This is a genomic window from Mycolicibacterium novocastrense (assembly GCF_001570485.1).
In the GTDB taxonomy this organism is placed as follows: domain Bacteria; phylum Actinomycetota; class Actinomycetes; order Mycobacteriales; family Mycobacteriaceae; genus Mycobacterium; species Mycobacterium novocastrense.
Map to the genome: position 1 here is coordinate 20,740 of NZ_BCTA01000094.1, position 23,949 is coordinate 44,688.

Below are 23,949 nucleotides of genomic sequence, written 5' to 3' on the forward strand. Positions count from 1 at the left end.
GCGATGGCTCCGTCCCAGGGATGAGCGACCAACTAGGGTCGCGACCCGAACGACAAAAGGAACAACCATGGCCAAGTATCTGCTGCTCAAGCACTACCGAGGCGCACCGGCCAGCGTCAACGACGTGCCGATGGACCGGTGGACACCCGAGGAGATCGAGGCGCACATCAAGTACATGAACGACTTCGCGGCGCGCCTTCAGACCACAGGCGAGTTCGTCACCCATGCGGCCCTGGCGCCGGAGGGCGCCTGGGTGCGCTCCGACGGAGAAGGTAAGCCGCCCGTGGTCGACGGCCCCTTCGCCGAAACCAAGGATCTGGTCGCCGGCTGGATGGTGATCGACGTCGATTCCTACGAACGCGCCGTCGAGTTGGCCGGAGAACTGTCGGCGGCCCCGGGTGCGGGCGGGCGGCCGATCCACGAATGGCTCGAGGTCCGGCCGTTCCTGACCACGCCGCCGACGGTCACCGAGTGAAGTCCGGCGCGGTGGACGAGGCGGCGCTGCGGGACCTGATTCCCGCGGTCCTGGCGACCCTCGTCCGCCGCGGTGCGGACTTCGCGACCGCAGAGGACGCGGTCCAGGAGGCCCTGCTGCGCGCGCTCGACACCTGGGATGACCGGTACCCGGAGGACCCGAAAGGTTGGCTGATCACCACCGCTTGGCGCCGGTTCCTCGACCTCACCCGCTCCGACGTCGCCCGGCACCGGCGCGAGCAGCAGGCCGCCGACGAACCCGCCCCGGGCCCGGCCGCGCCCGTCGACGACACGCTGCAGCTGTATTTCCTGTGCGCGCATCCCAGCCTCACCTCGGCGTCGGCCGTCGCGCTGACGCTGCGGGCCGTGGGCGGCCTCACGACCCGCCAGATCGCCGCCGCCTACCTCGTACCGGAATCGACGATGGCGCAACGGATCAGCCGGGCCAAACGCACCGTGAGCGACGTCCGCTTAGACCGTCCCGGCGATCTTCACACCGTCCTTCGCGTGCTGTACCTGGTGTTCAACGAGGGCTACACCGGCGAGGTCGACCTGGCCGCCGAGGCGATCCGGCTCGCCCGCCAACTCGCCTCGGCCACCGACGATCCCGAGGTTGCGGGCCTGCTCGCCCTGTTCCTGCTGCACCATGCGCGGCGCCCGGCGCGCACACGCTCCGACGGGAGTCTGGTACCGCTCGCCGAACAGGACCGGCGGCTGTGGCGGCGCCACCTGATCGCCGAGGGCGTCACCGTCCTGCAGGCCGCGTTGGCCAGGGACCGGTTGGGGGAGTACCAGGCGCAGGCCGCGATCGCCGCACTGCACGCCGACGCGCAGACCGCCGGCGAGACCGACTGGGTGCAGATCGTGGAGTGGTACGACGAGTTGGTCCGCCTGACCGACAGCCCGGTGGTGCGACTCAATCGCGCCGTCGCGGTCGGCGAGGCCGACGGGGCGCAAGCGGGATTGGCGGCACTGTCCGAACTCGATCCGGCCCTGCCGCGCCACACCGCCGCGACCGCTTACCTCACCGAGCGAGCCGGGGACCTCGCTACGGCCACAGCGCTTTACGTGGAGGCTGCGGACAAAGCGCAAGACCTGGCCGAGCGCAACCATCTGACCTTGCAGGCCGCGAAGCTGCGTCAGCGGATGTCGGGCCCCTAGACCGGTGCCAAGCGATCGGACCAGGGCATCGCCTGCTCCAACTGGGCGGCCAGCCGGATCAGCAGCGACTCGCCCGCCAGCGGTGCGACGAACTGAACGCCCAGCGGCAGCCCGCCCGCGGTCCAGTGCAGCGGCAACGAAATCGCCGGGCGTCCGGTCAGATTGGCGAGCTGGGTGTAGGGCACCCAACCGAGGTTCTTGTCCACCATGTCGTCAACGATTTTGGTGTAGCGCAACACTTTTGCCGTGCGCGTCTTGATCAGCACATCCGCGGCGCGCTGCAGCACGACCGGCAGGTCGAACTCGCCGATGGTCGGCGGCGGTGTCGCCAGCGCGGGCGTCAACAGCAGGTCGTACGACTCGAAGAACGTGGTGAGCCTGCGCGTGTGTTCGTGGCGCCGCTGCACGGCGTCCACGTAGTCGACGCCGCTCGTGGCCCGGCCGAGCGCGGCAAGGATGAGCGTGTCGCGTTCGAACGCGTCGTCCCCGGCGCCCGAGATGCGTTTGGCTTCATCGAGTTCCCACGCGGTGTAGACGAACCACGTGAGCAAAAAGTCGCGCGCCAGGGCCGCGTCGTCGAAGGGGGCACGCGGAAGTTCGTCGACGTGGTGGCCGAGTTCGGTCAGTGTCCGTACGGTCGCCTCGACGGCGGCCGCGGCCTCGGGATGCGGTGACGGATTGATCGCCGACGGCACCCGCACACCGATACGTAGGGCGCCGGGATCGGCCCCCACACAGGACGCGAATGTCGAGGACGGCATGCCGGGCACGTACGGACCCCATGGCTCGCCACCGCGAACGACGTCGAGCATCGCCGCCGTGTCCCGGACAGTGCGTGACACCACGCCCTGCACGGCCGCACCGTGCATGGATTCACCGGTCGCGGGTCCCGACGGGGTCAGCCCGCGGCCCGGTTTGAGCCCGACGAGTCCACAGCATGCCGCGGGTATGCGGATCGAACCGCCGCCGTCGTTCGCCCCCGCGCACGGCACGATCCCGGCTGCGACCGCGGCGGCCGACCCACCCGACGAGCCGCCCGGCGTCCGGGTCAGGTCCCACGGATTGCGCGCCGGGCCCCACGCGTCGGGTTCGGTGATCCCCTTGGCCCCGAACTCGGGGGTGTTGGTCTTACCGAAAATGACCAAGCCGGCGTCCTGCCAGCGCCGGACGATCTCCGAGTGTTCGGCCACCGGTGTCGACATCAGGGCGCGCGATCCCCGCGACGTCGGCAACCCCGCGTAGTCCTGGGCGAGGTCCTTGATCAGGAACGGAACGCCCGAGAACGGGCCTTCCGCCGCATCCGTCGGCGAGGCCGGGACGTCACGGACGACCGCGTTGATCCGCGGGTTGACCGCGGCGGCACGGTTTCTCGCCAGGTCCAGCAATTCGGCGGCGGTCACCTCTTTGTCGGCGACGAGCTGTGCCAACCCGGTGGCGTCGTGACGGCGGTATTCCTCGAAGTTCACCGTTCGACCGTACGTGGCGCCGCCGCGACGGTGGGCGCCTGCTCGGCCGACGGGTCAGTGCACGGCCGAGCGCGGCCTGGCGCAGCCGACGGCGACAGGCGCCAGACTCGGGACCATCGGTTGCTGCTTACGCTCATCGCGCGCGATTCGCCTGTGCAGCGCTCGCTCCTCGCGCTTGGTCAGCGCGCGCCTGCGGCTGACCAGGAGATCGAGTTGCTGCCAGCTGAGCCCGTCGAGCTCGCCGTCCTCGTCATGGGTGGCGACGACGACGCATCCCCGCAGCAGGGGAACCGTCTTGGCAGTGAACGTGCTGGTCGCCAGCAGCAGCTCGGTGGCCTTTCGGTTGGGGCGCCGCTGGCAGCGCTGCGTCGACGGGCTGAACCAGAAGTCGAACTGCCGGTCGGCGCTGGTCAGGCACTGCAGGCCCTGATCCTCTACGAGCTGGTCGATATCCGCGGTGGTGTACGCGCGGGTTTCATAAACGGGGCCGTTGGTGCTGAAGTACAGGACGGTGTTCATGGCGAATTCCCATTCGTCTCTTTCTTCGGTGTGGGCGCCGGCCGTGTGACCGGTCTGTTATCAAAGTTACCCGAGTGACGAAAGTGACAAACCTCGGTAACGATTCAATCACGTCGAAGGTGTGCGTAGCCGCAGCTCAGAGCCGGTTTTCCAGGTCGAGAGCGCGTTGGCCGGGGTGCGATCGGGGTCAGCCGAACTCGAGCAAGGTGTATGCACCGCGCAAGTTGCGCGTCGGCTTGAACCGCCAGAACGCGGGAAAGGCCTTCTCGAAGAACCAGCCCCGCCCCGACGGCATGGGGAGGTCGTGTACGGCGCGGATCCCGGGGATGGTGTCGGGGAGTGCGGCCAACTGCGCCGCGGACAGGCTGAAGGGCATCGGCGGCACGCGGTATCGGCGCGACGACCGCATCCCCTTGGGCGCGAGCTTCTTGACCAGGACCGGCGGAAGGTCGAAGACCATCTGGCCGCCGGGGAAGCGAGCCGCGCACGCGGCGATCAGCCCCATGGCCTCGTCGGGCTGCAGATACATCAGCAGGCCCTCCGCGGTGATGAAGACGCCGTTGCTGTCGTCGACCTTCTCCATCCACGAATAGTCCAGCGCCGACTGGGCCAGAGTGGTGATCCGCGGCGATGCGGGCAGCAGGCGCTCGCGCAGGTCGATGACCGGCGGTAAATCGACTGTCAGCCAACGGAATTCGGCATGAGGTAGGAGGGTGTTCAGGCGCCAGAAGCTGGTTTGCAGCCCCTCGGCCAGCGCGACGACGGTGGCGCGCGGATGCTCGGACAGGTAGCGGCCGGCCGCCCGGTCGAACGCCAGCGAGCGCAAGCCCATCTCCTGGCCTTTGCGGCCGAACTTGTCGAAGTCGAAGTCGATCGCGTCGACCAGGCGGATCGCCATCGGGTCATCGATGATCGCATTCGGGTGACGGGCCTGATGCGCCCTGCCGTTCAGCGTCAGCAGCGCGGTCTCCGACACCCCGGTGAGGGCGATGTTGTCGGCTTTCCGGTCGTCTGCGTCATCCACCACACCGAACGTACCCGGTGCCGACGAGCTCGATGTCAGACCAGGTAGATCACGAACACCGTCACCAGTAGCAGGCCCAGCCAGGCGTCGGTGGACCGTTTGAGCCAGCGTGGACCGGTGTTCACCTCCATGAAGTTGCGAATGATCAACCGCGCCTTGACGAAGGTCAGTGCCAGAACCAGCGCGGTGATCGACGTGCTCGCATGCACGGTGTCGGTGAAGTGAGCCGGCGCCAGCCACCATGCGCCGACCGTGATCGCGGTGAGGACGAGCCAGGTCCACGCCATGGTGCGGGTCGCGGTGCCCCGCCGTCGAGTCTGCGATGTGCTGGTCACCGTCACCTCATCACGTAGAGCAGTCCGAAGATGATCACCCAGAGAAGGTCGACCATGTGCCAGTAGACGGCGCCCGACTCGACCATCGATGTCCTGCGCCTGCCGGGGTTGTTCAGTTCGCGCACGATGACCCCGAGCACGATCAGGCCGATCAGCACGTGCACCAGGTGCACCCCGGTCAGCACGTAGTAGAAGGAGTAGAACATCTCGGAGTTGGTGTGGCCCGCCGAGATCTTGCTGGCCCATTCGTAGCCCTTGAACCCGATGAACAGCAGTCCGCAGAAGCCGCCCGCGTAGACGAACCTGATCGCTCGGATGTGGGAACCGCTCCGGGCGGCCAGCACGCTCCGGGCGATGAACCACGAACTGGTCAACAGGATCACGGTGTTGAGAACCCCGATGTTGATGTCGAGGTGCTGCTGAGCGGCCAGGAACTCGTCGGGGTTCATGGCCCGGTAGACCATGAAGATGACGAAGTATCCCGCGAAGATGATCAGGTCACCGAGCACCATCACCCACATGTGGATGTCGCCGGGGAGATGACCGGCCGATGGGGCCGTGGCGGACACCGGCGCGGCGCCGGCGTGAGTCGGTAGTTCCCGTGAATCAGACTGTGTCACAGCGCAATCCTCAATCCAGGGCCGGAGCATCGATCGGCTCGCGGTTGGTGGCCCGTTTGAGCAGGACGATCAGCGCGCCCAGCCAGAGACTGAACACCACGACCGACCACCAGAACGCGAGTGAACCGTTCCAGGCGAACGGACCCGAGTAGGCCACGAACATCTGGGTGGCGATGACCTCGGTGACGATCTGCCAGATGGTCACGTAGGCAAACCATTTCGGGAAGATGTCGTGTTTGTCGTAGAGGATCGCCAGCGCGAACACCAGATAGGCCGCCGAGAAACACCCCAGCGAGCCGTTGTAGGACAGCATCCCGAGGTCGTAGAGCATGCTGACGAGTTCGGGGTCGCGGTCGACCCGGAAGGTGGCGGTCAGAAAGCAGACCGCGACGAGAAGGAACCCCGGCAGTGCCCCGACCCCCATGCCGCCGATGTAGCCGTAGGCGAACACGGAGCCGACCGACATGCGCAGGATGAAGTACGCCACCAAACCGTTGGTGACGGCCGCCCCGCCGAGCAGGATCAGCAACACGCAGAAGCCGACGCGAATCGTCAGCCCGTTCTCGGCGAAGAACGCGACCTTGTCGGCGGCGGTGACGTCGGGACGCGGCGGCGGCGTCACCCTGGCCAGTACGCAGATGATGACGCCGAAAACCGCGTACCAGGCGGGGAAGAACCAGCAGACCAGTCGCACATCGGGTTTCCCGCCGGGTGGCCCGTCGGATTCCCGGGTGAACCGGCGCGTGAGCAGCGTGGTCACCGCGTGACGCCTTCGTCGTGCGCCTGTTTGAGCACCGCACGCCGCAGCACGAAGAACATCACGACGACGAACACCGCGAACGCCCCGTTGCGCACCCAGAAGGACAGCAGCCCGTCCCAGGCCAGCGGGCCCGTGTGGAAGACGGCCGCACCGGCCGCGGGCACCATCGCCACGCCGGTCGCCAGCGAGTAATGCCCGACCCAGCGCGGGAAGACCGGGTCGGGCCCGTCGTCGAAGTAGACCGCCACGGCCAGCAGAACGAACTGCGTGACGACCATGCCGACCGGGGCGATGAACACGATCCACGCCAGATCGTTGAGCACCAGCACGACGTCGGGGTTACGGTCGGGCCGGAACGCCGCGACCAGGAAGAAGATGTTCGACAACGCGAAAATCGTTGCGCCGCTCACGATCGCGGTGAGATAGCAGTAGGCGAAGACGTGGCTCTGCGTCTTCATCCGTTTCATCTGGACGACGATCACCATGAAGAACGGCAGGATCATGATCCCGCACAGGTTGAACGTCACCTGACTGAATCGGATCCACGCTGTGTTGTCGGCGTAGAACGCCGCCACCTGGTCGGCCGACAGCAACGGTGACAGTGGCGGCCAGAAACCGGGGAACGCCAGCAGTGCGGCCAACAGCACCACCCCGACCGCCGGCCCGGTCCACAGGCTCACCCACTGTGCCCTGATGTTGCCCGCCTTCGGCAGGTCCTGCACCTCTTCCAGGATCTGCACCGCACCCTCCATTTGACTAGAGTCAATTCTGCGCAGCTCGGATGGCGCGGAGTGAACCGCTCCCCACCTCGAGCTGACCACCAAAAGCATTGGCATTCCGCCAGTGTTCCTGCAGGACCGTATCGGTTCGCGACCCGAATGGGAACCCCAAAACCTGATTTGAGTCAGTTATATGTGTGACACGCGTAGAGTCTCCGCAAGCGGAGCCCCCGAGGACGGAACGGACATCAGTGCCCAAAATCGAGAAGACCGAGCGCGGTAGGAAGGGGCTGCAGACGCGTGAGCGCCTGCTCGGCGCGGCGATCGCCGAGTTCAAGCGCGGGGGTATCGCGGCGGCCGACATCGGTGCCATCGTCTCGGCCGCCGGCGTCGCGCACGGCACCTTTTTCTTCCACTTCCCGACCAAGGAACACGTCCTTCTCGAGCTGGAACTACGCGAACAGGAGCGCATGGCCGCGGAGCTGACGCGGTACTACCGACGGCCTCACGATGTGCGGGCTACGCTGGCGAAGGCGGTCACCGCCCTCGAGGCGCTCGAACGCAGGCTCGGCCCACGCTTGTTCAAAGACTTTCTCGCCCTGCACTTCTCCACGACTCGAGCCCCCTCCGAAGAGTGGACCGTACACCCGGTCATCGTCGCCGTCGTCGAGGAGCTGCGCCGGGCGCAGGAACGCGGCGAGATTCCCGGCGACGTCGATGTGACGCTGAACGGGATCTCGTTCCTGGTCGGCCTCTACGCGCTGCTCATCACCATGCCCGAGGCTGAAAAGATCCGCCGTCCGGTCATCGACGAATACCTCACCACGTACATGTACGGGTTGCGCGCCCAATGAGGGGCGCCATCAGCCGGCGAGCACGAACGACAGGAAGAACCCACCGGCGGTGGCGAACGCGTTGAGCGGCCGGCCGTGTTCGAAGGCCTCGGGCATGAGCGTGTCGGCGAGGGAGGCCAGCACCGCGCCGCCGGCGAAGGACAACGCGACCGCCAGCAGGGTGTCGTCGAGCCCGGAAGCGACCGAACGGCCCAGCACGACGGCGGCGGCCAGCAACAACGCGCACAGCGACCACGTCAGAATGACGGCGCGGGCGCTGGTTCCCGACTCGCGCATCGCGACCGCGCCGACCAGGGACTCGGGCAGGTTCGAGAAGAAGATCGCCACCAGCAGCGACAGTGAGACACCGCCCACGAGCGAGACACCGAGCGCGAGGTTCTCGGGCACACCGTCCAGCGTCACCGCGGCCAACAAGGCGAAACCGACCCCTCCGCTCGCTCCGGAGGTGGCGACCTCCCGGGTGTCGGGCCCGGACTTCCCGCTGATGTATTTGTCCAACGCGGTGTCGACGGCGACGAACGTGGCGGCGCCGGCGAGCAGGCCGAGACCCGAGCGCACCGCACCGCCCATGTGATACGCGTCCTCGAACAGCTCGAAAGCCAGCGCCGAGATCAGCGCCCCGCTCGCGAAGGCGAGCAGAACACCGGTCACCCGTTTCGGCGGGTTCCATTTCGCTCCCACCAGCGAGCCGATGACGAGGGCGCTGGATGCGGCCAGGCCGAACCACACTGCGGTCAGCACGGCGCCTTGATGCCCCGGCATGCCGATCTTCAAACCAGCGCGACCTGGCGGCGCGTAGCGACGGGCCGGGTTTCGGCCCGCGGCTGGGCGGAAACCCTGACGCCATGGGCCGGACCGTACGTGGTCTCGCCGCCGCGGCCGCCTCGACATTGGGTGCCGTGGCCGCGCGTGATCTGTTCCAGCGCAGGCACGCACTCCTGCGAAACTTCCCCGTCGTCGGGCATGCGAGGTACTTACTCGAAGCCATCGGACCGGAGTTGCGGCAGTACATCATCGCGGCCAACGACGAGGAACGGCCCTTCACCCGGGACCAGCGACGGTGGGTGTACGCGTCGGCCAAGAAACAGAACAACTACTTCGGCTTCGGCACGGACAACGACCTGGAGTACACGGCCGGCTATCCGGTGATCAAACATCGCACGTTCGCCAGGGCCGTCCCGCCGTCGTCGCCGGGAACCAGCCGCGAGATACAGGTGCCCTGCGCCAAGGTGATCGGGGCGGCGCGTGGCCGGCCGGGCGCATTCCGGCCGAACTCGGTGGTCAACATCTCCGCGATGAGTTTCGGATCGCTGTCGGCCAACGCGATCGAGGCGCTCAACAGGGGCGCGGCACTGGCCGACTGTCTGCACAACACCGGTGAGGGCGGCATCTCGCGCTACCACCGCCATGGCGGGGAGTTGATCTTCCAGATCGGCACCGCCTATTTCGGGTGCCGGGACGCCGACGGTCGCTTCGATCTGGCCAAGCTCAAGGACGTCGTGGCGGGCGCGCCGGTGCGGGCACTGGAGATCAAGCTCAGCCAGGGCGCCAAGCCGACGCTGGGAGGGCTGCTGCCGGCACCGAAGGTCTCCGCCGAGATCGCGGCCGCGCGCGGGATCCCCGAGGGCCGCGACTGCGTGAGCCCGTCGCGGCACGCCGAATTCTCCGACGTCGACAGCCTTCTGGACTGGGTGGAGTTGCTTGCCGCCGAGACGGGCCTGCCGGTGGGCATCAAGTCGGCCGTCGGTGATCTCGAGTTCTGGTGCGATCTGGCCGATCTCATGCGCGACACGGGCCGCGGCGTCGACTTCATCTCCATCGACGGCGGCGAGGGTGGCACCGGCGCGGCGCCGCTGATCTTCACCGACACCGTGTCGCTGCCCTTTCAACTCGGCTTCGCGCGCACGTACCGGATCTTCGCCGAGCGGGGTCTGCACGACGATGTCGTCTTCATCGGCGCAGGCAAGCTCGGACTGCCGGACAACGCCATCGTCGGCTTCGCGCTCGGCTGCGACCTGGTCTATGTCGCGCGCGAGGCGATGCTCGCCATCGGGTGCATCCAGGCGCTGAAGTGCCACACCGACACCTGTCCGACGGGAGTCGCCACCCAGAACGCATGGTTGGCGCGCGGCCTGGTGCCTGACGTCAAGGCCGAGCGGGTCGCCAACTACGTCAAGACGCTGCGCCGCGACCTGGTCAAGGTGGCCGAGGCGTGCGGCGTCGAACATCCCGGACTGATCAGCACCGAAGATGTCGACATCCTCGACACCCGCACCGATTCCACACCGCTGCACGAGGTGTACGGCTACACGCCGGACATGGGTCTGCCGTCGGAGGCCGACCGCAAGGAGATCGTCCGGTTGATGACGGACGTCGAGCCGCAGGGGCACTCCGCGCCGCCTTCGTCGTCCGCCGTCGGATGACCTCGCGCGGTCGCACCGTGAGTGCAAGGCTGGGAGCGGTGCCCCTCGGCGTTGCGCGGCCGCAACGCACGTTTGTGCTACGAGCGCGCGGGGGATGTACAGACAAGTCTCGAGCGTTCTCGAGCATCGAAGCCGGAGGCCCGCATGCAACCGATATCACCGACGGACCTGATCTTTCTGCTCGGCGAATCCCGGGAACACCCAATGCATGTCGGCGGTCTGACGCTGTACGTGCCACCGGAGGGGGCCGGACCCGACTTCCTGCACGAGCTCTACGACACCCTGGTGCAGCAGACCGACGTGCAGCCGACCTTCCGCAAACATCCGGCGTTCTTCGGCGGGCTCACCAACCTGGTGTGGTCCTCCGACAAGGACATCGATCTCGAATACCATCTGCGCCGATCGGCGCTCCCGGCGCCCGGCCGGGTGCGTGAGCTACTGGAGCTGGTCTCGAGACTGCACGGCACGCTGCTCGACCGCCATCGCCCGTTGTGGGAGGCCCACCTGATCGAGGGACTGGCCGACGGACGTTTCGCGATCTACACGAAGTTCCACCATTCGCTGATCGACGGCGTATCGGCGATGAAGCTGATGCAGCGGTCGCTGACGACCGACCCCACCGACACATCCGTTCAGGCGTTGTGGAGCCTGCCGCCGCGGCGCCGGTCGGGCTCGAAATCCGGTCCGTCACTGCTGCGGACGGTGAGCGAGGCCGCGAGCTCTGTCGCCGGTCTCGCACCGACCACGTTGTCGCTGGCGCGAGCCGCCCTCATCGAACAGGAGCTCACCCTTCCGTTTCGCGCGCCGAAGACCATGTTCAACGTGCGCATCGGCGGGGCGCGACGAGTCGCGGCCCAGTCGTGGGCGTTGGAGCGCATCCAGAAGGTCAAAAGCGCTGCGGGCGTGACCGTCAACGACGTCGTGTTGGCCATGTGCGCGGGGGCACTGCGGGAGTATCTGGCGGAGGAGAACGCGTTGCCGGACGCGCCACTGGTTGCGATGGTCCCGGTGAACCTGCGCACCGAGAAGGACGCCGAGGGCGGCGGGAACCTGGTGGGCGCGGTCCTGTGCAATCTCGCCACCGATCTCGGGGATCCCGTGCAACGGCTCGACGCGATCGCCACGTCGATGCGCGACAACAAGAGGGTCTTCTCCGAGCTGCCGCGGGTTCAGCAGCTGGCGGTGTCGGCGGTGTTGGTGGGCGGGCTGGCGCTCGGGTTGCTGCCGGGCTTCGTCTCCACCTCGCCACCGCCGTTCAACATCGTGATCTCCAACGTTCCCGGCGCGAGGCAGCCGATGTATCTCAACGGCGCGCGACTCGACGGCAACTACCCGTTCTCGATTCCGCTCGACGGGCAGGCGCTCAACATCACATTGGCCAACAATGCCGACAACCTCGACTTCGGATTGGTCGGCGACCGGCGAAGCGTGCCGTCGCTTCAGCGGCTGCTCGGCCACCTCGAGACGTCGCTGAAGGATCTGGAGCGCGCGGTCGGCGTCTAGCGAGCGCCACCCGTCGGGCATCCCGTCGCGCTTTCGGTATACCGTTCCCGCTATGAGTCGAGTGTCGATCATCACGGGCGGTGCCGGTGGGATGGGTCAGGCGACCGCCCGCATCCTCGGCCACGACCATGCCCTGGTCCTGTGCGACGTCAGGAAGGACCGGCTCGACACCGCTGCCGCGGAGTTGGCCGACGCGGGGATCGCGGCCACCGCCGTGCACTGTGATGTCACCGACCGGGCGGCGGTCGACCGGTTGTTCGAGACGGCGACCGGGCTCGGAACCATCGCCTCGGTGATCCACACCGCCGGGGTGAGCCCCAGCATGGGTGACGCCGAATATGTGATGCGCACCAACGCGATCGGCACGGTCAACGTCAACGAGGCGTTCTTCGAGGCGGCCTCCGAGGGCGCGGCGATCGTGAACGTCGCATCCATGGCCGCGCACATGCTGCCCGACGAGATGATCCCCAAAGGCAAGTTCCCGCAAGCGATGGTCGCTCAGGACGCGTTCATGGAGGACATGCTGGCCGCATGCGACATCGCCGGGCCGGAGGCGCGCTCGGGCATCGCGTATGCGATCAGCAAGAGCTTCGTCCGGTGGTACAGCTCGTCTCAGGCCGAACGGTTCAACGGCAAGGGCCTGCGCATCGTCTCGGTCTCACCGGGATCCGTCGACACCGAGATGGGCAGGCTGGAGGAGCAGGCAGGCGCCGGCGCGATGGTCGCCGACGCCGCCGTCCCGCGATGGGGCACACCGCAGGAGATGGCCGAGCTGTTCGCGTTCTGCGTCAGTTCCAAGGCGAGCTACCTCACCGGCACCGACATCCTGAACGACGGCGGAGTGGTCGCCTCGATGACGGAGCGGGCGCGTAAGGCGGCCGAAAGCGCCTGAGGCGCAGTTGGTTCAGATGTGCGACGGTAGCGGGCCCACCAGTTTGGCGGGACGGCTCCACAGCGCGGCGGTCAGACAGAACACCGCCGCCACCCCGAAGGCGACCTGCACGTTGAACAGGTCGGCCGCGCCGCCGAGCAGCGCCGCGGCGATGGGCCGTGAACCCAGGAAGCCGACGAGCCACAGCGCCATGATCCTGCCGCGCAGCACCTCGGGTGCCCGTTCCTGAACGAGGGTGCTGAGCCCGGTCATGGCCCAGCCGAACCCCAGCCCGGCGAGCGCGAACCCGGCCAGCGCGAGCGCGGGGGTCGGCGCTACGGCCAGCGATGCGCAACCCGCGCCGAGCCCGGCCATACCGAATGCAGACACGTTCTGTGACGCCATCCGGCCCCGCATGAGCGCCAGCGTCGCCATCCCGACCGCCGCGCCGACACCGAACACGGCGGACAGCGTCCCGACCAAACTGGCGCCGCCACCCAGTTCGTCGGCCATCGACGGGGTCAGGGTGATCGACGAGTCGGATGCCAGCCCGACGGTGGTCACTGCGAGCAGCGCCAGGAACAGCGGGCGATCCCGCCAGACGTATCGGAGCGCCACGCGCACGCGGTAGTCGGTGTCGGCGTGCCGGGTCGGCGGTGCGGGGAATCGCACCGCGAGAAGGGACAGCGCGAACACGAGATGCAGTCCGGCACTGACTCCGAACGCCGCACCGGCACCGAGGTGCGCGGCGATGTACGCGCCCGCGGCGGGCCCGACGATGCGTCCGACGGTCATCGGAAAGCTGTTGAGCGCCATCGCCGTCGACAGTTCACCGTCGCGGATGAGGTTCGGCACGATCGACTGCATCGCCGGTCCCCCCACCACGAATCCGAAGCCGACCAGCAAGGTGCCCAGGAGCACGGGAATGGCATCGGAGATGTCGTGTCCGGCGGGATCGGCCAGCAACCACACCGCGGTGAAGCCGGAGCCCGCCACACACAACACGCGGCCGAGCAGGATCTGTCGCGCCGGGTCCCCGGTGTCGGCCCATTTGCCGCTGATGGGACTCAGGATCAACTGCGGTGCGAACTGGACCACGCCGACCAAACCCACCATGAGGGCCGATCGCGTCGCGTCGTACATCACGATCGCGGCGACGATGCCGTGCGTCCACACGGCCACGACCGAGAAGATCTTGCCCCAGAACAGAGCGCCGAACACCGGGTCGAAGATCAACCCGAACGCACCGCGGGCCTGCGGTGGGGCGGTGGCTTCGGCGGTCATCGGGCCGACGCCCGTTCGAACCGTTCGGCCAACCGGTCGAGAAGATCGACCAGGGTGTCGACGCTGGTGTCGGGCCAGTCCTCGATCATCTCGGCGACCAACTCGCGCCGTCGATCGGTCACCGTCTGCGACGCCTGGTGACCGGATTCGGTCAGCACGAGCATGCAGCGGCGCTGATCGTCGGCGGCGAAGGTCTTCGTCACCAGGCCGGCGGAAACGACCGCGGCCACCGACCGGCTCGCGGTCGAGTGGTCGACGGCAAGGAAATCGGCGACGTCGCGAATGGAGGCGCCGCCGGAAAGCTGCTGGCACTGCTCGACCGCGCGCAGCACCCGCAGGGTCGAGGCGCTGGTCACGGGGCCTGCGCCGACGAGAAGGCGATCCCGCCAGCCCGGCCGCTGCCGCGCGACCGCGATGCGGGTCAGCAGTTCGTCGAGTTGGTCGTATCGGGACGGTGGCACTAAGTATGCATAGCACATACATATATTCGGCGGGAAATCGTCGATGGGCATCGGACCGAGTGGGGTCGCTCCTCGCGTGTCGGAGCCGCACCCGGACGGTGAAAGGATGAGGCGTGACGTCTCGTCTGCACGATCCCGACCGGCGAGGTTTCGCCAGCGACAACAATGCCGGCGTGCATCCAGAGGTGCTCGCCGCGCTCGCCGCCGCCAACGGCGGTCACCAACCCGCATATGGGCAGGACGCCTATACCGCGCGGTTGCAGGAGGTGGTCGGCGAACACTTCGGCGCCGGCGCCGAGGTCTATCCGGTCTTCAACGGCACCGGCGCGAATGTGGTTGCGCTGACCAGCGTTCTGCCGCGATGGGGTGCCGTTGTCACCGCGTCGACCGCCCACATTCACACCGACGAAGCCGGCGCGCCCGAACGCATGACCGGGATCAAGCTGCTGACCGTGTCCACACCGGACGGCAAGCTGACCCCCGAACTCGTCGCCCGCGAAGCGTGGGGATTCGGTGACGAGCACCGGGCCCAGCCGCTCGCCGTGAGCATCACCCAGACGACCGAGATGGGCACCGTGTACACCCCGGCCGAGGTGCGAGCGGTGGCCGACTTCGCCCATGCCAACGGAATGGCGGTGCACATGGACGGCGCGCGGCTGTGGAACGCGGCGGCCGCGCTGGGCGTGCCGTTTCGGGCGTTCACCGCGGACGCGGGTGTCGACATCCTCAGCTTGGGCGGGACGAAGAACGGGTTGCTCGGCGCCGAGGCCGTCGTCGTGCTCGACGCGGCCCGCGCGAATGGCCTGCGGTATCTGCGGAAGCTGACGATGCAGCTGGCGAGCAAGATGCGCTTCGCCTCGGTCCAGCTGCTGACGCTTTTCGAGAACGACCTCGGCCTGCGCAGCGCCGCGCACGCCAATGCGATGACGGCGCGGCTGCGCTCGGTGCTCGAGGCGAACATGGCCGAGGGACGGCTGAGTGGGCTCGCGTTCACCCAGGACAGTCCGGCGAACGCGATCTTCGCGACGCTGCCGACCGACGCGGCCGACCGCATCCGCCGGCGGGTGCGGTTCTACGACTGGGACCGGTCGCGCGGCGAGGTGCGCTGGATGACGGCGTGGGACACCACCGAGGCCGACGTCGACGAGTTCGTGGCGGTGATCGTCGCCGAGCTGTGACGCCGAACCGCACTGGCATGATGCCGGGGTGACTTATCGCGTTCCGACCCTCGCCGAGATCGTCGCCACGCTCGAGGTGGACCGACGGGGCGACCGCCACTTCGTCGCGACGCAACTCGACAACCCGGCACACCACATCGTGGGCGGACACATCGCCGGCCAAGCCCTGATGGCGGCCAGCAGGACGGCCCCCGGCCGCACCCCACACAGTGCTCACGTCTACTACGTCCGCGCAGGCGATGCCCCGCTATCCGGTCGACCTCCACGTGGACGTCGCCCGCGACGGCGGAACGCTGTCGACCCGCCAGGTCACCGCCCGCCAGGACGACCAGATCCTGCTCGAGGCGCTGGTGTCGCTGAGCGCGCCCGTCGATTCACTCGACTACCAACAGCCGATACCCGATGTGCCACAACCGGATTCGCTCCCGCCGGTGCAGGAGCAACTGGCGGACTTCGCCGACGAACACAACGGCTTCTGGGTACGGCCACAGCCCTTCGACCTGCGCTACGTCGACGCGCCGCCGCGCCTGGCGCTCGAGCTCGGCGAGCCGTCGCCGCGGATGCGGATGTGGTGGCGGCCCGGTGAGCCGGTAGCCGACGACGAGGTGCTGCACAGCTGCCTGCTGGCCTATCTGTCAGGCACCACCATGGTCGAAACGGCGCTGGCCATGCGCGGCGCCACCCCGATCGGGACGTTCAACGCGCTGATCGACCACGCGCTGTGGTTTCACCGGCCGGTCGACATGTCGGATTGGGTGCTGTCGGACCAGTTTTCGCCGAGCGGTATCGCCGGGCGCGGGCTGAGCACCTCGACGATGTACAACCGGGCGGGACAGCTCGTCTGCCTGGCCACCCAGGAACTGTATTTCGGCCGGGCGGCCGCCTGAACGTCAGCGCCCGGTCGCCCCGTCGATCTGTTCACGCAGGATGTCCATGTGGCCCGCGTGCCGACCGGTCTCCTCGATCATGTGCACCAGCGCCCACCGCATCGAGGGCCCGGAGCCGCCCTTGGCCGGTCGTGGTGCGCGCGACTCCAGGTCCTCACAAGCGGCGATGACGGCGTTGGCCCGGGTGACGGCAGCTCGGTATGCGTCGACCAGACCGTCGACGGTTTCGGCCGGTCCGGCGTGAAAGGTCGCCGACCAGTCATCGACATGCTCACCGAGGAACGTGTAGCGCTCCACGTACGCAAGGTGTTTGAGCAACCCGAGCAGGTTGGTGCCGGAGGGCACACCCGCGGCGCGCGCCGCGGGTTCGGGTGCACCTCGCACCTTGTCTACGACGCAGGTCCGCAGATAATCGAGAAACCCGACCAGTACCTCCTTCTCGGTCGAACCGGTGGAGGGTGGCCGATGATCTCGACGTCGTTGCGACACCGTCGAACTATCTCATCCCGGCTGGTGTGCGGTCTCGCCCAATGACCCGAGCGTGAAGACGCGAACCTGGCCGGCGACCTTCGCATGACATTGCGACAGAAGGGGTTCGGACAACTCCTCGTGCAGGATCACCTCGATGGGCCCGGCTTCACCGTCGAGCAGGACCTGGATGCGGTGTTCACCGCGTTCGACGTGCAGAGGGTGCAGCGCATCGATACGATCGTCGCCGTAGCGCTCGCGGGCAAAATACTGGGCGGCCTGCACGGCGTGCGGTAGCGATGTGCGTCCGCGCAGGAACCGGTTGTCCAACCGCCCCTCGAGGTACAGGCGTACCAGCCCCGCGGCGTCGGCGGAGTCGACCCGGCCGTAGCACAGGCCTTCAGGCAGGATGAGCATGGTGGCCGCGAACCGGTCACCACCGAGATGCGAACACTCCCAGGTGAATTCCGGATACTCGGCGGCGATCGCGCGGCACGCGCTGCGACCGCGCACCGCGCAACATTGGTCGTGTTTGCCGTGCGAGCAGATCGCGATCACCGGATCGGTCGTCACGCTGCCGTCACTGCCGTCCAGCGCGAGCTCGAGAAAATCTCGGGGGTCGTCGACCTCACCGTGGTGAAGCGCCTCGTCCCCGACCCCGCAGTGCGCCACATACCAGCGCCATCGCGGCGTATCGGGTCGGCGGCCGTGCTTGCGAATCGCGGTGATGCGCATTCCCGCCTTCTCCACCCGCCGCACGATCGCACGGCCGAGTTGCGGGTCAATGCAGTTGGGCGACTGCAGAAACGCCGACGGTCCCCAGGCGCCGTTCAGCTCCAGCAGCAACCACGACGAACCCGCCGATGCGGTGCCGTACATCGGGTCGTCGCGGGCCAGCGATTGGTCGCTGCACGGGATTCTCTTGGCGGCCGTCATCCGGCATCTGCCGGAGAGTTTCGTTGCACGGGAACGGCGCTGTTCACCGGAACGAGGACGCCCTCCCGCAGCAACCGCCGGATGAGGACCGCCGCATCGGCGGCGTCCAGGCCGGGCATGTTCGCGGCATCCACGGTGCTGCCCTGATGCACGGCCCGAACGGCCTCGGCGCACATCTTCGGAAACGTGATCGTCCGATCGGGCAGGCGCAACACGATCCGGTCACCGGACCGGTCGACGGTCGCGCTCAGCCCATGTCGCCACCGCACCATCGTCTCCTCGGCCCGATCAGCCGCCGCGAGAGAGGCCAGTGGCCGCACGGCCACCGGGCGGGTCCGGTCGGCGTGACGCCGTGACAAGTGCGCGGCAGCTCCCGCGCCCAGAGTCGCCGCATCGTCTCGCACCGAGCCGACCATTTCCGCCATGACCTTCGACACCGTCGCCATCGTCTCATCGGCATCGGCGACACCCATGGGCAGTGACTCACGGAAGGTCGCGTCGGCGGCCAACTGGTCGACGACGGCGCGCGCCACGTCGAGCGCCGTCACCGGGGAGACCCCGATGGTGAGATGGATCGACGTCATCTCCATCGCCTGAGCCGAATGCACCCACCCGCGCGGCAGATAGAGGGCGTCGCCCTCCTCGAGCACCGTGTCGATGATCGGTGCGTCCTCGGCGACTCGTCTCTCGATGGCAGCGCGGTGGCCCGTCCACGGCTGCGACGGCAGCGGGTGCTCGAACACCGGCTCGTGCACGATCCAGCGCTTCTGACCCGAGACCTGCAGAACAAAGACGTCGTGCACGTCGTAGTGCGGATCGAAACCCCGGTTGACCGGCGGGGTGATGTAGGCGTTGGCCTGCACCGGATGACCGAGATCGTCGACCGCCTGCCGGACGAAATCGATCAGCGGAGGCCACAGCCGGTGCAGGCCCTGCAGCACTATCGTTGCGCCCGAGGCGAACTGGCTCAGCAGCTTGGCCGAGTCGATCTGGTCGCCGATCTCCGCGCCGAAGCCGGCGGGCCCGAGATAGCAGTCCCTGGGCAGGACGTCGCCCTCTTTGGCCAGCCGGATGAACGGCGCGCGCACCCCGCGCTCGGCGATCAGTTCGTCGACCGCCTCTGGCGACAGCAGATCGCTGAAGTCGCGGGGCAACGCCTCGGCCCGCGTGAGCAACGGTTGACGGCCCCAGTACTCGTCGGCGAACCGCCGGGCGTCAACCGCAGCGCAGCGCCCAAGCATCATCGGGTGAGGATCACGCGGTCCCGTCGGCGCCCCCGTCGTGGCCTTCGGGGTTGGAGCCGCCGTCGGCCGGGCCTTCACCACCGGCTGTGCCGTCGGCGCCGCCGTCGTGGCCTTCGGGGTTGGAGCCCCCGTCGGCGGGGCCTTCACCACCGGCTGTGCCGTCGGCGCCCCCGTCGTGGCCTTCGGGGTTGGAGCCGCCGTCGGCGGTACCCTCGCCGCCTGCGCCCGAGGTGGTGATGTCGTCATCGTCGAGTGCCATGTCGATCCCTTCCATTGGGCTGTGGTCCCCAGGGAGTTGCCCCGGACGGTGCCGACGAAACACCGCGAAACTATGGTCGAGCGGTGACGATCTCCTACGACGAGTCGCTGCGCGAGCGGATCCGAGCGAACCTGTCGGGACACGAACGTCGCGCCGTGAGCGACCCGACGAAAAGGCACGCCGCGGTCGCCGTCGTGCTCGTCGATTCCGAGGTCGGCGAGGACAGGGTCGACCCGGTCGACGTCGACGGCTGGAACGACGGGCGAGGGATGCCCGACGCCGGTCTGGACGGCCGCATGGTCGACGTCTCCGGGGGCGCTGCTTTCTTCCTGTGCCGCAGGGCATCCCGGCTGACCTCACACGCCGCGCAGTGGGCGCTGCCCGGTGGCCGGTTGGACCCGGGCGAGACGGTGGTCGACGCGGCGTTGCGCGAGCTCGACGAGGAGGTCGGCGTCAGGCTGCCGGATTCGACGGTGCTGGGTCTGCTCGACGACTACCCGACGCGGTCGGGATACGTCATCACCCCGGTGGTGATCTGGGGCGGGGGACGGCTCGCTCCGCGCCCGGCGCCCGACGAGGTCGTCGCGGTGTACCGGGTCGGGCTGCATCAGCTGCAGCGCCCCGACTCCCCGCGGTTCATCGAGATCCCCGAGAGCCCACGGCCGGTGGTGCAGGTCCCGCTGGGCAACGACCTGATCCACGCTCCGACCGGAGCGGTGCTCCTGCAGCTGCGCTGGCTGGGACTGGAGGGCCGGCACGATCCGGTCGACGAACTCGAGCAACCGGTCTTCGCCTGGAAGTAGAACGAGCACAATGCGATGAAGCGACATGGATGGGCAAGCGGGGCCGAAGGCGGGTATCCGGCCGGCAACCGCACGAGAGGAACGGGGTAGACCGTGAAACTGGCGTTGAGTGACGAGGACGCGGCATTCCGCGAGGAGCTGCGACGGTTCTACACCTCCGAGATCCCCGAGGACATCCGCGAGCGGGGCAAGACCGGGCACTCGAAGTTTCCCGAGGACATGGTCACCAGCCAGCGGATTCTTCACGCCAACGGGCTGGCCGTGCCGAACTGGCCGGTCGAGTGGGGCGGCAAGGAATGGACGCCGCTGCAGCGCCAGATCTGGCTGGACGAGATGCAGCTGGCCGGCGTGCCCGAACCGCTGGCATTCAACACCAAGATGGTCGGCCCGGTGATCGCCCAGTTCGGCTCGCAGGCCATGAAGGAACGCTTCCTGCCGCCGACGGCCAACATCGACATCTGGTGGTGTCAGGGCTTCTCCGAACCGGAGGCCGGCTCGGACCTCGCGTCGCTGCGGACCACGGCCGTCCGCGACGGGGACACCTACGTCGTCAACGGCCAGAAGACGTGGACGACGCTCGGTCAGTACGCCGACTGGATCTTCCTGCTGGCGCGCACGGACCCCAACGCGCCCAAGCGGCAGGCCGGTATCTCCTTCCTGTTGGCCGAGATGTCGACCCCGGGCATCACGCTGCGGCCGATCGAGCTGATCGACGGCAGCTACGAGGTCAACGAGGTCTTCTTCGAGGACGTGAGAATTCCCGCCGATCAACTCGTCGGCGAGGAGAACCAGGGCTGGACCTACGCCAAGTTCCTGCTCGGCAACGAGCGCACCGGCATCGCCCGCATCGGGCTGACGAAACTGTGGATGTCACAGGTGAAGGAACACGCCGCCAAGCTCGAGGTCAACGGCACACCGCTGCTCGAGGACCCGTTGTTCGCCGCGCGGGTCGCCGAGATCGAGACCGGACTGCTCGCGCTGGAGCTCACGCAGATGCGGGTCAGCGGATCGGAGGCCGACGGCAAGCCGAACCCCGCGTCGTCGATCCTCAAACTGCGCGGCAGCCAGCTGCAGCAGGCCGCAACCGAGTTGTTCGTCGAGGTGGCCGGGCCGGAGGCGTTACCGTTCGACGCCGGCGACCTCGACGTGCCGACCTGGGCGCAGGACGCCGCGCCCCGCTACCTGAACTATCGGAAGACGTCGATCTACGGCGGTACCAACGAGGTTCAACGCACCATCATCGCTTCGACCATCCTGGGATTGTGAGCCTGCCGTGGACTTCGACCTGACCGAGGAACAGCAACTACTGCGTGACGTCACCCGCGACGTGCTGGCGGGCCGCGAGAGCGTCCGGACCGAAGGGGACCCGGGCTGGAGCCGTGAGGTCTGGGGCCAATTGGCCGAAGTCGGCATCCTCGGGCTCGGATTCGATCCCGACGAGGCCGGCCAGATCGAGGCAATGGTGGTGCTGACCGAGATCGGCAGACGGCTCGCGCCCGAACCGGTCGCCCAGGCCGCGATGATCCCCGGCGTCCTGATCGCCGAGGTGGGCAGCGACCAGCAGAAGGAGATCCTCGACGCCGTGGCGGCCGGTGAGACCCTGCTGGCCTTCGCCCACGCGGAGCCCGGGTCGCGGCTTCCGGCCGCCGAACCCACCACGCGCGCCGAACAGAGCGGCGATGCCTGGACGCTCACCGGTCGCAAGAATCCCGTGCTGGCCGGTGACACCGCCGACACCATCGTCGTCACCGCGGCGCTGCCCGGCGGTGGGGTGGGGCTGTTCGTCGTCGACGGTGCGGCGGTGAACCGGGCGCCGTATCGGACGTTCGACGGCCGCGGTGGTGCCCAAATCGACTTCGACTCCACACCGGCCGAACCCCTCGGCGACGGCGGGGATGCGACCGAACACGTCACCCGCACGGTCATCCGTTATCAGTCGGCGCTGTGCGCGGAGGCGGTCGGAGCGATGGAGGAGGCGCTGCGGCTCACCACCGAATACCTCACCAGCCGAAAGCAATTCGGCGTCCCGCTGAGCAAGTTCCAGACCCTGACGCAGCGCGCGGCCGACATGTACGTCTCGCTCGAACTCGCGCGAAGCATGAACTTCTACGCCGCGATGTCGATCGCCGACGGCAGGTTCGACCCGCTGATCGCCGCACGGGCCAAGTTCCAGATCGGACGGTCCGGACGGCACATCGCGCAGGAGGCGATCCAATTGCACGGCGGCATCGGGATGACCGCGGAGTATCCCGTCGGCCACTACGCGGCGCGGCTCACCGCCATCGACAACACGTTCGGCACCACCGACGACCAGCTCCGCACGCTCATCGGACACGTCGGCGACTACGGAACGGTGTCGCTGTAGGTCCTGCGCGAGCGCGCACCCTTGTACGGTCTCCGGCCGCGTAGCTGTACGAGGCGAGTGCTCGGCCCGGCGGCTTGTTGGGCTGAGGGCATGATGGGTGAGCCCGCGCATCGCCGCGGATGCTCGGCAGCGAAGGGTGTGCATGTTCATCGTCATCCTCGGCACGGTGCTGGTGCTGATGCACGCCTATCTGTGGAAGCGGCTGATCAAGGACACCACCCGGCCCGGTCGAGTGCGCTGGATACTGAGCGCCGCCTTCGCCGGGCTGGCAGGACTGTTGCTCGCCGCGCTCTTCCTGCCCCGCCTGACAGGTCCGGCCGACGCGGGCTGGTACGCCTGGCCGGGCTACGTGTGGTTCGGCCTGGCCGCGTACCTGCTGTTGGCGCTGCTGGTACTCGAACCCGTGCGACTGGCGCTGCGGCGGTGGGTCCGCGGGGATGCGGCTGCAGAACCCGAGGACGCGAACGTGCTGAGCCGCCGGTTGTTTTTGGCCCGCGCGAGTGCCGTCGCCGCAGGCGCAGCGTCGGTGGGTCTGGTCGGTGTCGGGACGGCCACCGCGCTGAGTCCGCCCGATGTGCTGCGGGTACCGGTGCGGCTGCGCAATCTCGACCCGGCGTTTCGCGGGTTTCGCGTCGCGGTGGTGTCCGACATCCACCTCGGACCGCTGGCAGGCAGGGCGCACACCGAGCGGATCGTCGACATGATCAACGAGACCGGCCCCGACCTCGTCGCGATCGTCGGTGACGTGGTCGACGGCTCGGTCACCGAACTCGGCCCGGCCGCAGCGCCATTGGGTGATATCAGCGCACGAGAGGGCGCCTTCTTCGTCACCGGAAACCACGAGTACTTCGTCGACGACACACTCGAGTGGCTACGCGAGATGGAGCGGTTGGGCATCCAACCGTTGCGCAACGAGAACACCGTGGTCCGCCGCGGCGGTGCCGTGTTCAACCTGGCGGGGGTCAACGACATCGCCGGTGAAAGAGTCTCGGACGGACCGGATTTCGACCGCGCCCTGAGGGGTGTCTCCTCGGCCGGGCCGACGGTGCTGCTCGCGCACCAACCGGTGCTCGTCGAGGAGGCCGCCGCGCGCGGAGTGGACCTGCAGCTGTCCGGGCACACTCACGGCGGGCAGATGTGGCCGTTCCACTACCTCGTGCGCGCCGTGCAACCCTCGCTCGCGGGCCTTTCGACAGTCGACGACACCCAGCTGTACGTGACCCGCGGCGCGGGGTTCTGGGGTCCGCCGGTGCGCATCGGGGCTCCGCCGGATATCACGGTGCTCGCGCTGGAGCCATAGTCGCCTGGTACGGCCGTACCAGGAACGACGCGGGC

25 protein-coding genes and 1 pseudogene are annotated in these 23,949 nt (G+C 68.1%); 12 read left to right on the plus strand and 14 right to left on the minus strand.

Going from position 1 to position 23,949, the window contains the following annotated elements; genetic code table 11:
* Positions 1-67 precede the first annotated feature (67 nt).
* A complete protein-coding gene (locus RMCN_RS28565) occupies positions 68-475 on the plus strand; it encodes a YciI family protein (RefSeq protein WP_067396397.1) in 408 nt (135 codons plus the stop codon).
* Positions 476-486: 11 nt separating this feature from the next.
* On the plus strand, positions 487-1,635 hold the full coding sequence (locus RMCN_RS28570; RefSeq protein ID WP_084377841.1) for an RNA polymerase sigma factor: 1,149 nt from the start codon (positions 487-489) through the stop codon (positions 1,633-1,635).
* On the opposite strand, the gene RMCN_RS28575 is transcribed toward RMCN_RS28570, so the two are convergent.
* The 7 genes from RMCN_RS28575 to RMCN_RS28605 all read right to left on the minus strand — a co-directional run bounded on the left by RMCN_RS28575 (position 1,632) and on the right by RMCN_RS28605 (position 7,099).
* Entirely contained in the window at positions 1,632-3,101 is a 1,470-nt protein-coding gene (locus RMCN_RS28575; protein ID WP_067396403.1) for an amidase, read from the minus strand. The two genes, RMCN_RS28570 and RMCN_RS28575, sit on opposite strands and share 4 nt — an antisense overlap.
* Positions 3,102-3,155: 54 nt before the next feature.
* Entirely contained in the window at positions 3,156-3,620 is a 465-nt protein-coding gene (locus RMCN_RS28580) for a hypothetical protein (RefSeq protein ID WP_064413725.1), read from the minus strand.
* Positions 3,621-3,807: 187 nt separating this feature from the next.
* Positions 3,808-4,647 (minus strand): class I SAM-dependent methyltransferase, encoded by an 840-nt coding sequence (locus RMCN_RS28585; protein WP_110765962.1) that lies wholly within the window; start codon positions 4,645-4,647, stop codon positions 3,808-3,810.
* A 32-nt stretch (positions 4,648-4,679) separates the two neighbouring features.
* Positions 4,680-4,931, minus strand: coding sequence for a cytochrome C oxidase subunit IV family protein (locus RMCN_RS28590; RefSeq protein ID WP_067396534.1), 252 nt, complete (start codon positions 4,929-4,931; stop codon positions 4,680-4,682).
* Between the two features lie 50 nt (positions 4,932-4,981).
* The gene (locus RMCN_RS28595; RefSeq protein WP_201029000.1) at positions 4,982-5,500 is read right to left on the minus strand and encodes a cytochrome c oxidase subunit 3; all 519 of its coding nucleotides are present in this window, start codon (positions 5,498-5,500) and stop codon (positions 4,982-4,984) included.
* Between the two features lie 109 nt (positions 5,501-5,609).
* The gene (locus tag RMCN_RS28600; RefSeq protein ID WP_067396406.1) at positions 5,610-6,359 is read right to left on the minus strand and encodes a hypothetical protein; all 750 of its coding nucleotides are present in this window, start codon (positions 6,357-6,359) and stop codon (positions 5,610-5,612) included.
* A complete protein-coding gene (locus RMCN_RS28605) occupies positions 6,356-7,099 on the minus strand; it encodes a hypothetical protein (protein WP_067396536.1) in 744 nt (247 codons plus the stop codon). Before RMCN_RS28605 ends, RMCN_RS28600 begins: the two co-directional genes overlap by 4 nt.
* A gap of 230 nt (positions 7,100-7,329) precedes the next feature.
* Between RMCN_RS28605 and RMCN_RS28610 the strand changes: the two genes are divergently transcribed.
* Entirely contained in the window at positions 7,330-7,932 is a 603-nt protein-coding gene (locus RMCN_RS28610) for a TetR family transcriptional regulator (RefSeq protein WP_067396408.1), read from the plus strand.
* A gap of 9 nt (positions 7,933-7,941) precedes the next feature.
* On the opposite strand, the gene RMCN_RS28615 is transcribed toward RMCN_RS28610, so the two are convergent.
* Positions 7,942-8,673 (minus strand): ZIP family metal transporter, encoded by a 732-nt coding sequence (locus RMCN_RS28615; RefSeq protein WP_067396538.1) that lies wholly within the window; start codon positions 8,671-8,673, stop codon positions 7,942-7,944.
* Between the two features lie 104 nt (positions 8,674-8,777).
* On the opposite strand from RMCN_RS28615, the gene RMCN_RS28620 reads away from it, so the two are divergent.
* From RMCN_RS28620 to RMCN_RS28630, 3 genes are all read left to right on the plus strand, one after another.
* Positions 8,778-10,355: an FMN-binding glutamate synthase family protein gene (locus tag RMCN_RS28620; RefSeq protein WP_064413728.1), complete on the plus strand. Its 1,578-nt coding sequence runs from the start codon at positions 8,778-8,780 to the stop codon at positions 10,353-10,355.
* A gap of 144 nt (positions 10,356-10,499) precedes the next feature.
* Entirely contained in the window at positions 10,500-11,858 is a 1,359-nt protein-coding gene (locus RMCN_RS28625; protein ID WP_067396410.1) for a WS/DGAT/MGAT family O-acyltransferase, read from the plus strand.
* A 52-nt stretch (positions 11,859-11,910) separates the two neighbouring features.
* Positions 11,911-12,750 (plus strand): SDR family oxidoreductase, encoded by an 840-nt coding sequence (locus tag RMCN_RS28630; protein WP_067396411.1) that lies wholly within the window; start codon positions 11,911-11,913, stop codon positions 12,748-12,750.
* Positions 12,751-12,762: 12 nt separating this feature from the next.
* Here RMCN_RS28630 and RMCN_RS28635 read toward each other — a convergent pair whose 3' ends face one another.
* Positions 12,763-14,013, minus strand: a complete 1,251-nt coding sequence (locus tag RMCN_RS28635; RefSeq protein WP_064413731.1) for an MFS transporter — start codon at positions 14,011-14,013, stop codon at positions 12,763-12,765.
* A complete protein-coding gene (locus RMCN_RS28640; protein WP_064413732.1) occupies positions 14,010-14,492 on the minus strand; it encodes a MarR family winged helix-turn-helix transcriptional regulator in 483 nt (160 codons plus the stop codon). The genes RMCN_RS28635 and RMCN_RS28640 overlap by 4 nt, the downstream gene beginning before the upstream one ends.
* A 95-nt stretch (positions 14,493-14,587) precedes the next feature.
* Here RMCN_RS28640 and RMCN_RS28645 point away from each other — a divergent pair, with 95 nt between their 5' ends.
* Positions 14,588-15,652, plus strand: coding sequence for a threonine aldolase family protein (locus tag RMCN_RS28645; RefSeq protein ID WP_067396413.1), 1,065 nt, complete (start codon positions 14,588-14,590; stop codon positions 15,650-15,652).
* A gap of 28 nt (positions 15,653-15,680) precedes the next feature.
* Positions 15,681-16,539 (plus strand): annotated as a pseudogene (locus tag RMCN_RS28650) (acyl-CoA thioesterase).
* 3 nt (positions 16,540-16,542) lie between these two features.
* Here the strand turns inward: RMCN_RS28650 and RMCN_RS28655 are convergent.
* From RMCN_RS28655 to RMCN_RS28670, 4 genes are read right to left on the minus strand one after another with little or no spacing between them, the layout of a single operon-like run.
* Complete coding sequence (locus RMCN_RS28655) at positions 16,543-17,028, minus strand: DinB family protein (RefSeq protein ID WP_067396415.1); 486 nt, start codon at positions 17,026-17,028, stop codon at positions 16,543-16,545.
* Positions 17,029-17,040: 12 nt separating this feature from the next.
* The gene (locus tag RMCN_RS28660; RefSeq protein ID WP_067396417.1) at positions 17,041-17,943 is read right to left on the minus strand and encodes a ferredoxin family protein; all 903 of its coding nucleotides are present in this window, start codon (positions 17,941-17,943) and stop codon (positions 17,041-17,043) included.
* A complete protein-coding gene (locus RMCN_RS28665; protein ID WP_067396540.1) occupies positions 17,940-19,184 on the minus strand; it encodes a cupin domain-containing protein in 1,245 nt (414 codons plus the stop codon). Before RMCN_RS28665 ends, RMCN_RS28660 begins: the two co-directional genes overlap by 4 nt.
* Before the next feature lie 13 nt (positions 19,185-19,197).
* Complete coding sequence (locus tag RMCN_RS28670; RefSeq protein ID WP_064401961.1) at positions 19,198-19,446, minus strand: hypothetical protein; 249 nt, start codon at positions 19,444-19,446, stop codon at positions 19,198-19,200.
* Between the two features lie 83 nt (positions 19,447-19,529).
* Here RMCN_RS28670 and RMCN_RS28675 point away from each other — a divergent pair, with 83 nt between their 5' ends.
* The 4 genes from RMCN_RS28675 to RMCN_RS28690 all read left to right on the plus strand — a co-directional run bounded on the left by RMCN_RS28675 (position 19,530) and on the right by RMCN_RS28690 (position 23,914).
* Entirely contained in the window at positions 19,530-20,249 is a 720-nt protein-coding gene (locus RMCN_RS28675) for an NUDIX hydrolase (protein WP_067396419.1), read from the plus strand.
* 93 nt (positions 20,250-20,342) lie between these two features.
* A complete protein-coding gene (locus RMCN_RS28680) occupies positions 20,343-21,515 on the plus strand; it encodes an acyl-CoA dehydrogenase family protein (protein WP_064413738.1) in 1,173 nt (390 codons plus the stop codon).
* A gap of 7 nt (positions 21,516-21,522) precedes the next feature.
* Positions 21,523-22,614, plus strand: coding sequence for an acyl-CoA dehydrogenase family protein (locus tag RMCN_RS28685; protein WP_067396422.1), 1,092 nt, complete (start codon positions 21,523-21,525; stop codon positions 22,612-22,614).
* Between the two features lie 142 nt (positions 22,615-22,756).
* Positions 22,757-23,914, plus strand: coding sequence for a metallophosphoesterase (locus RMCN_RS28690; RefSeq protein ID WP_067396424.1), 1,158 nt, complete (start codon positions 22,757-22,759; stop codon positions 23,912-23,914).
* The last annotated feature ends 35 nt before the right edge of the window (positions 23,915-23,949 follow it).